Source organism: Streptomyces sp. NPDC093149 (assembly GCF_044754145.1).
Lineage (GTDB): Bacteria > Actinomycetota > Actinomycetes > Streptomycetales > Streptomycetaceae > Streptomyces.
Map to the genome: position 1 here is coordinate 23,470 of NZ_JBIVON010000040.1, position 6,804 is coordinate 30,273.

The following is a 6,804-nucleotide window of genomic DNA, read 5'->3' on the forward strand; positions in this document are numbered from 1 at the left end:
CTGAACCTTGGATATGACCGGCGCTATGGCCACTGGCCATCGCGGCTGGCTGGGTAGGGTGCATGTCATGTCCGACGAGCAGGCGACCTACCGGCCCTTGGCCGACCCGCGGTGGTTGGTGACAACTGATCCCGACCGCGTCTTGGCCGCACTCGACCGCGCCGCCGGCACCGAGGAGGTGTTGGCGGCCGCGGTCTATCGTGCGTCCGCGCACCTGTATCAGGATCATGACGTCCGGGCTCGACGACAGCTGCTGGCGCTGGACGCCGTCCGCTTCGGCGCCGATGATCTCGCCTCGCGGCTGGCCGCGGTGCGGGTGGACGGCGTCGCGGCAGCGGTGTGGGAGGTGCTGTGGGCCACCGGGGGCCAGGTTGACGCTCGGCTTCGGCACACGTTCGTCGGGCACTCTGGAACCGTCGGCGCCGTTGCGACCGCGGAGGTGGACGGCTGCCAGGTCGTTCTTGCTGGCGACAGGGTGGACGGTACTGTCCGGCTCTGGGACCTCGTCACCGGGCAGCCCGTCGGGGAGCCGTTCACCGCTCATGACAAAACAGTGGGCACTATCGCGACCGCTGTCGTGGGGGATCGTGCGATCGCCGTCACCACCGGTTCTGAGGTGTCGGCGCGCGTGTGGGACCTCACCACCCGTCGGCAATTCTTGCCGGAGCTTGTTCCCCTCTCTTATGGGTTTCCCGGCTGGTTGGCGTGGGGGGTGGCGACGGCGGAACTCCGTGGTCGGACAGTCCTGGTGGCCGGAAGGCTCGGCGAGGTCGAAGCCTGGGACCTGGCCACCGGTCGCTCGGTCGGCAAGCCGCTGACCGGCCACAGCGGCTTCGTCAAAGCGGTGGCAACGGCGGTCGCGGGCGGCCGGCCCGTGGTCGTCACCGGCGATGACGACGGGGTCGTCCGAGTCTGGGACCTGTCTGCGGGCAGCCTCGTCGGGGAACCGATGACCGGCCACACCGGCGCGATCCCGTGCATCGCGACGGCATCCCTGGACGGCCGCCCCGTCGCGGTCACCGGCGGCGCCGACGGAACGGTCCGCATCTGGGACCTGGCTGGCGGCCACTTGGTCGGGGAACCCCTGGTCGGCGGCGGCGACGCCGTCACGGCGGTGGCGACCGCCATGGTCGGTGACCGGCTCGTCATCCTCTCCACCGAAAGCGTCGGTTCGGTATGGCGTTGGGATCCGGCCGCCGGCGAGGCAGTCGGCGCAGCTTTTGACGAGTTGGTGGACGTGCTCGCGACAGCCGAGGTGGACGGCCGCCCAGTAGCCGTCACAGGCGGAATCGAAGGCGAGGTGCGTATCTGGGACCTGACTACCGCATCGCCGCTCGGCGAACCGCTGACCGGCCACTCCGACGGGGTGACCCGGTTGGTGACGACGACGGTGGACGGTCGCCCGATCGCCGTCAGCGTCGGTGACGACGATACAGTCCGCCGCTGGGACCTGACCGGCGATGACGCTGGAGGCGTCCTGCTCGGCTTCGCCGACGCGGTGGGCGCGTTGACCACGGCGGTGGTCGACGGTACGCCGGTGGCCGTCACCTGTGCCTCCGACGGCGTAGCCCGGCTGTGGGACCTGACCGCCACCGTGCCCGTCGGGCCGGTCGGGTGCGTCGGGCCCGAAGACGAGACCGTCGTGACCGCGGCGGCGACCGGGATGCTGGACGGCCGCCCGATCGCGGTCACCCACAGCTACGGCGCGAACTTCGACGGGATCCTGCAAGTCTGGGACCTGACCACCGGCGTACCGGTCGGCGACCCCGTCAACCGGCATGCCGAGGACATCTGCATTGAGGCGTCGTACGTGGCCACCGCCGAGGTCGACGGCCGCTTGGTCGCCGCAACGGGTGGTTGGGACGTCGAGCTGTGGGACCTCGCCACCGGGCAGGTGGTCGGGGAGCCTCTGACCCGATCCGGCGGAGTCCCCGTTGACGCCATAGCCTTCGCGGCCATGGAGGACGGCCGCACGGTCGCAACCGTCATCCGCGGCTTCACGAACATCGGGATTTGGGACCCAACTACCGGCCGATCAGTGGACGACCTGCTCGAAGGCCACATCGGCTACGTGTTGAAGGTCGCCACCGGGATCCTCGACGGCCACCCGGTCGCCCTCAGCGCCGGCGAGGACCGCGGAATCCGCGTCTGGGACCTCGCCACCGGCCGACCCGCGGCCGTCCCCCTCACCGGCCCCACCGGCAAGATCCACGCCCTGACCACCACGACCGTCGCCAGCCGCCCCGTAGCCATTGCCGGGGGTGAGGACAAGACGATGCGCGTGTGGGACCTGACCGCAGAACCGCGGGTCGGGGCGCCGAGGGACGGCCACGTGCGGCGAGTGGACGCCGTCTCGACGGTCACGGTCGACGGCCGCCTCGCCGCTGTCACCCTCGGCCGGGATGCGGTGCGCGTCTGGGACCTCGCCACCGGAGAGCCGGCCCGTGAGCCGTTCTCCGATGACGGCACGGCCACTGTCATGGCGACCTGCGACCTCGACGGCCGCCCCGTAGTTGTCACCGGCTGCTGGGACCACGCGGTCCGTGTCTGGGATCTGAGCACCGGCCGCCTGATCGGCGTGCCTCTCAAGCTCCAGGGGCGGACTCCGTGGTTGAGCGCCGTGACCACGACCGTGCTGGACGGGCGGCCGGTCGCGATCACCGGAGACCGTGACGGTGCCGTCCGCTCGTGGGACCTGATCGACCTGCGACCGGTCGGCGCGGGCCTGCTCGGCCACGAAGACGCGATCAACAGCCTGACGACGTGCACCGTCGCCGGGCGCGCCGTGGCGATCTCGGCCAGTGTCGACCGGTCGCTGCGCGTGTGGGACCTGGCCGCGCGCGAACCGCTCAGCACGCTCACCAGCGATGTACTGATCAATTCCATGGCGACAGCCCTCATCGATGGCGGCCCGACCGCCGTCGCCGGGTGCGCTGACGGGACGCTGCGGATGTGGGATGTGGCCAGCGCGCAAGCTGTCGGCGAGCCCGTGGCAGCCCACGTCGAGGGAGTACTCACCCTGGCAGTGACCGTGCTGGGCGGTCAGCCGGTCGCCGTCACCGGTGGCCAAGACCGGACCGTCCGCTTCTGGGACCTGGCCACCGGCGACCAGGCGGATCAGGAAGTGGTGTTCCCCGCGCCGATCTCGGCGCTGGAGGTAGCTCCCGACGGTCGGCTGGTAGTGGGCTTCGACTGCGAGCTGGCGGTGCTCACCCCGCACCGACACGCCACCCACTGATCTCGTCGGAACGCCCTACAGGGAACTGCTGTCAGGAGATGCCCGTACCCTTCACCGACCTATGAGCCGGGCTCAAGAAACGCCGGTGCGGTTCGAGTCGGTACGGCCCGAGCGCCGGTTCCCGACTTTCCGAGGCCAGGGCAACTGGTGCGACTGGTACTGGTCGGCGACCTGCGGCGGGCATGGATGAGCGACGACTTCTACGTCTCCCTCGGCAGCATCGCCCAGTTCCACCAGCGCTTCCCCACCGAGAGCCCAATTCGCGGCACCGGCCACGTCTGGCTCACGAAAACCGTCAGGTCATCGGCTGCGGAGATCGAGTATCGGCTCGGCAACCCCGCCGCCATAGCCACACTCGTTGCCGCGAGAACGCCAATCAGCGCGTGACGATGCAGAAGGGATGTCCAGCAGGGTCGGTGAGGACACGCGCCTTGTCCCCGTGCGGCTGGTGATCCGGATTGCCCGCACCCAGCTCCAGCAGCCGGGCCTCGGCCTCGTCCAGGCTCTCCGCGACCTTGAAGCAGATGTGAAGCTGCTGGGGAACGATCTGGCCAGGCCAACTCGGAGCCCGGTAGTCCTCGACCCGCTGGAAGCCGATGAAGAGTCCGTCCTCACGGTTGAGACCGGCGAACTCGGCATCAGACTTCGGGTGCGGTTCAAAGCCGGTGGCCTGCTGATAGAACGCCGCCAGAGCCAGCGGATCAGGGCAATCGAGCGTTATCGCGACCAATTCCATCTGCAGGGACATGAGACCTCCAAGCGGATCAGTGGACTTCCGCGCACGCCATAGAGGCGGCTGACTACGGATGAGCGGGACGGGAAGGGCGCGTTCGTTTCACTCAACCGTAAGCACAGCAGGTCAGGGCCTCACCATGCCAACAGTTATCTGGAACAGGACATCCCGGCCAGCTCACCGTGTGCCCTGAGTCGTCGGCGTGGGCGACGAAGGCTCATTCGTTAACTGAACGGGTTAAACGTAAGAGTTAAATCGAATCTTCTGTCAGGGTTAAAGCGTGAGCGGCCGCAGCAGCCCGGCGTCGCGGGCGTCGATGATCTCCTGCCCAAGATACGCGTCGATCAGGAGACCACCGGCGTGGGAGACCAGCGCTCAGCAGCGTGGTTGCTGTCGCTCATCTCCGAGGGCGCTGCGGCGATCACCGAGGAACTGCGCAGGGTCGGAACACTGCCTCTTCACCAGTAGCCATGCGGCACCCCGCCGTCCCGGCGACCACCACCAGCGTCCCCAATCCCGACGCAGGTGCACCCGTGACCTGGGCGACCTGACCGAGCGACCGGTAAGACAAAGGCCTGCACTCCCCAGCGTCCGCAGGGAGTGCAGGCCTTTGTGCGTTTCAGGGCCCTTTGCGCTTGAAGTCTGCTCCTCGTCAGGCTTGACCGCTGCTCCCGCTGACTTTGCTCGCGAAGTAGGGCATTGAAGGACCCGGTGAGCCGACCTTGATCTGAGCGTGGTTCAAAACCGGGTTTTGAACCACTGTCGTCTGTCACGACAACGTCAGTGGTTCTGCCAGACGCGTCAGTGGGGCTGGAGTTCGACGAGCAGGCTGTAGATGTGCCCGCCAGCACCGACGAGACCCTCGCCAACCTCGTCATCCACAAGGCGCACAAAGAACTTTTGCCAATCTTGAAGCAACCAATAGACGGTGCCGACTTTCTGACGTCTCGCGTCCTGCGATCGATGGGAGACACGAGATGAAACCGCATATGGCGAAGGGCAGCCGGCCTCGGTCGGCGGTCCCGGGCCGTCTGTACGGCTGGGCTCCGGCCACCGCACTCCTCCTGGCCGTGACGACGTCCTGTACCGGCTCCGCACCGGGAAACGGTGCCGTCGTCGGAAAGCCCGGCACGGCCGGAGTGGGGGATCGGCTGTTCCCCGCGCTCGGCAATGGCGGCTACGACGTGGTGCACTACGGGCTGACACTGGATTACGTACCCGAGACCAACCACCTGAAGGGCACGGCGGTCATCACAGCGCGCGCCACCCAGGACCTGAGCCGCTTCAACCTCGACCTGTCAGGGCTGCGGGTACGCACCGCCACGGTGCAAGGAGCCAAGGCCCAAGTCGCTCGCTCGGGCGACGAATTGCTCGTGACACCGGCGAAGACGCTACGGAACCGCGAAGTCTTCAAGACAGTCATCACCTACGACGGCACACCGCGCACGCTTGAGGACGACGATGGAAGCCTACAAGGCTGGATAGAGACCGACGACGGCTCGACGGCCCTGGGGCAGCCGTCCGGCTCCATGACCTGGTTCCCGGGCAACCATCACCCGTCGGACAAGGCCACGTACGACACCACAGTCACCGTGCCCAAGGACGAGGACGGCGACCCCTACGACGTGATCAGCAACGGTGAGCTGATCACGGAGGAGGACAAGGGGAAAACGGTGACCCGGCACTGGCGCACCGAGGAGCCCATGGCCAGCTACCTCGCCCACGTCTCCGTCGGTTACTTCGAGGTCCACAAGGGCCGGACGGACGGTGACGTGCCCGTCTACGTCGCCATCGACCCCGACGAGGCCGAAGACTCCGCCGATGTCGCAGACCTGGTGCCCGAGATCGTCGACTGGGCCCGCAAACGCTTCGGCCCCTACCCCTTCTCCTCGACCGGTGCCATCGTCGATCACCTGCCCGGGCTCGACTACGCCCTGGAGACCCAGACCAAGCCCTACTTCGGCAAGGCGCCCGAAGAGGCGTTGCTCGTGCACGAACTGGCACACCAGTGGTTCGGCAACTCCGTCACCCCGCGCAAGTGGAAGGACATGTGGCTCAGCGAGGGTCTGGCCACCTACGCGGAGTGGCTTTGGGAGGAGGAGCGGGGCAACAGGAGCACTACGGAGATCTTCGAGGACTTCTACGACGGCACGGACGCCGAGAGCGAGGGCATCTGGGCGTTCCCGCCGGCGGATCCGCCCAGCGGAGGGCGCGTCTCCGACCCGCCCGTCTACGGACGCGGCGCCATGGTCGTGCACAAGGTGCGCAGGGCCGTCGGCGACGAGACCTTCTTTGACATCCTTCGTACCTGGACCCGGCAGCACCGGCACGGCAATGCTGACACCCGGCAGTTCATCGCCCTGTGCGAGAGCAAGTCCGGGAAGGACTTGACCGCGCTCTTCAACACCTGGCTCTTCGACAAGAAGAAGCCCTCCCGGATGTGAGGAGGGCGATCCGACGAGAGAAGGGCTCTCCCCATGGGAAAGCCCTTCTCTAGCTGGCAGGAGGCCCTACGCAGGCGGGTACACCAGCGTGATCTCGCGGTTCAGGCCGGTCTCGTCAGCATCCGGGTACATGGACACCTCACCGTCGGACCACCGCACCAGGAAGTCGTCCGGGTGGCGGTTGTCCGTGTAGTCGCCGGCGCCCAGGATGGTGGCGTGCGTCCAGAGCCGGTTGGGCTTCTTGACCTGGATCTCGCCGTGGAAACCGTTCTGGTCGATGTCCTTGTAGAGGGTTAGGGTCTGTTTCTCGGATCTCCTGACAGGGGTGGGGTGTTGAGGTCAGGGTGGTGGGATGGGACGTGGGGATCTGACGAATGCGGAGTGGGATC

Annotated in this window: 4 protein-coding genes; 3 read left to right on the top strand and 1 reads right to left on the bottom strand. The window is 67.5% G+C overall.

The annotated features are described in order from the left end of the window. Window positions 1-67: 67 nt before the first annotated feature. Complete coding sequence (locus tag ACIQCZ_RS40835) at window positions 68-3,238, top strand: WD40 repeat domain-containing protein (protein ID WP_402291075.1); 3,171 nt, start codon at window positions 68-70, stop codon at window positions 3,236-3,238. A 147-nt stretch (window positions 3,239-3,385) separates the two neighbouring features. Beyond that, window positions 3,386-3,625, top strand: a complete 240-nt coding sequence (locus ACIQCZ_RS40840; protein ID WP_402291076.1) for a hypothetical protein — start codon at window positions 3,386-3,388, stop codon at window positions 3,623-3,625. Here ACIQCZ_RS40840 and ACIQCZ_RS40845 read toward each other — a convergent pair. Next, entirely contained in the window at window positions 3,615-3,986 is a 372-nt protein-coding gene (locus ACIQCZ_RS40845; protein ID WP_402291078.1) for a VOC family protein, read from the bottom strand. The two genes, ACIQCZ_RS40840 and ACIQCZ_RS40845, sit on opposite strands and share 11 nt — an antisense overlap. A gap of 962 nt (window positions 3,987-4,948) precedes the next feature. On the opposite strand from ACIQCZ_RS40845, the gene ACIQCZ_RS40850 reads away from it, so the two are divergent. Next, a complete protein-coding gene (locus ACIQCZ_RS40850) occupies window positions 4,949-6,415 on the top strand; it encodes a M1 family metallopeptidase (protein ID WP_402291080.1) in 1,467 nt (488 codons plus the stop codon). Window positions 6,416-6,804 lie beyond the last annotated feature (389 nt).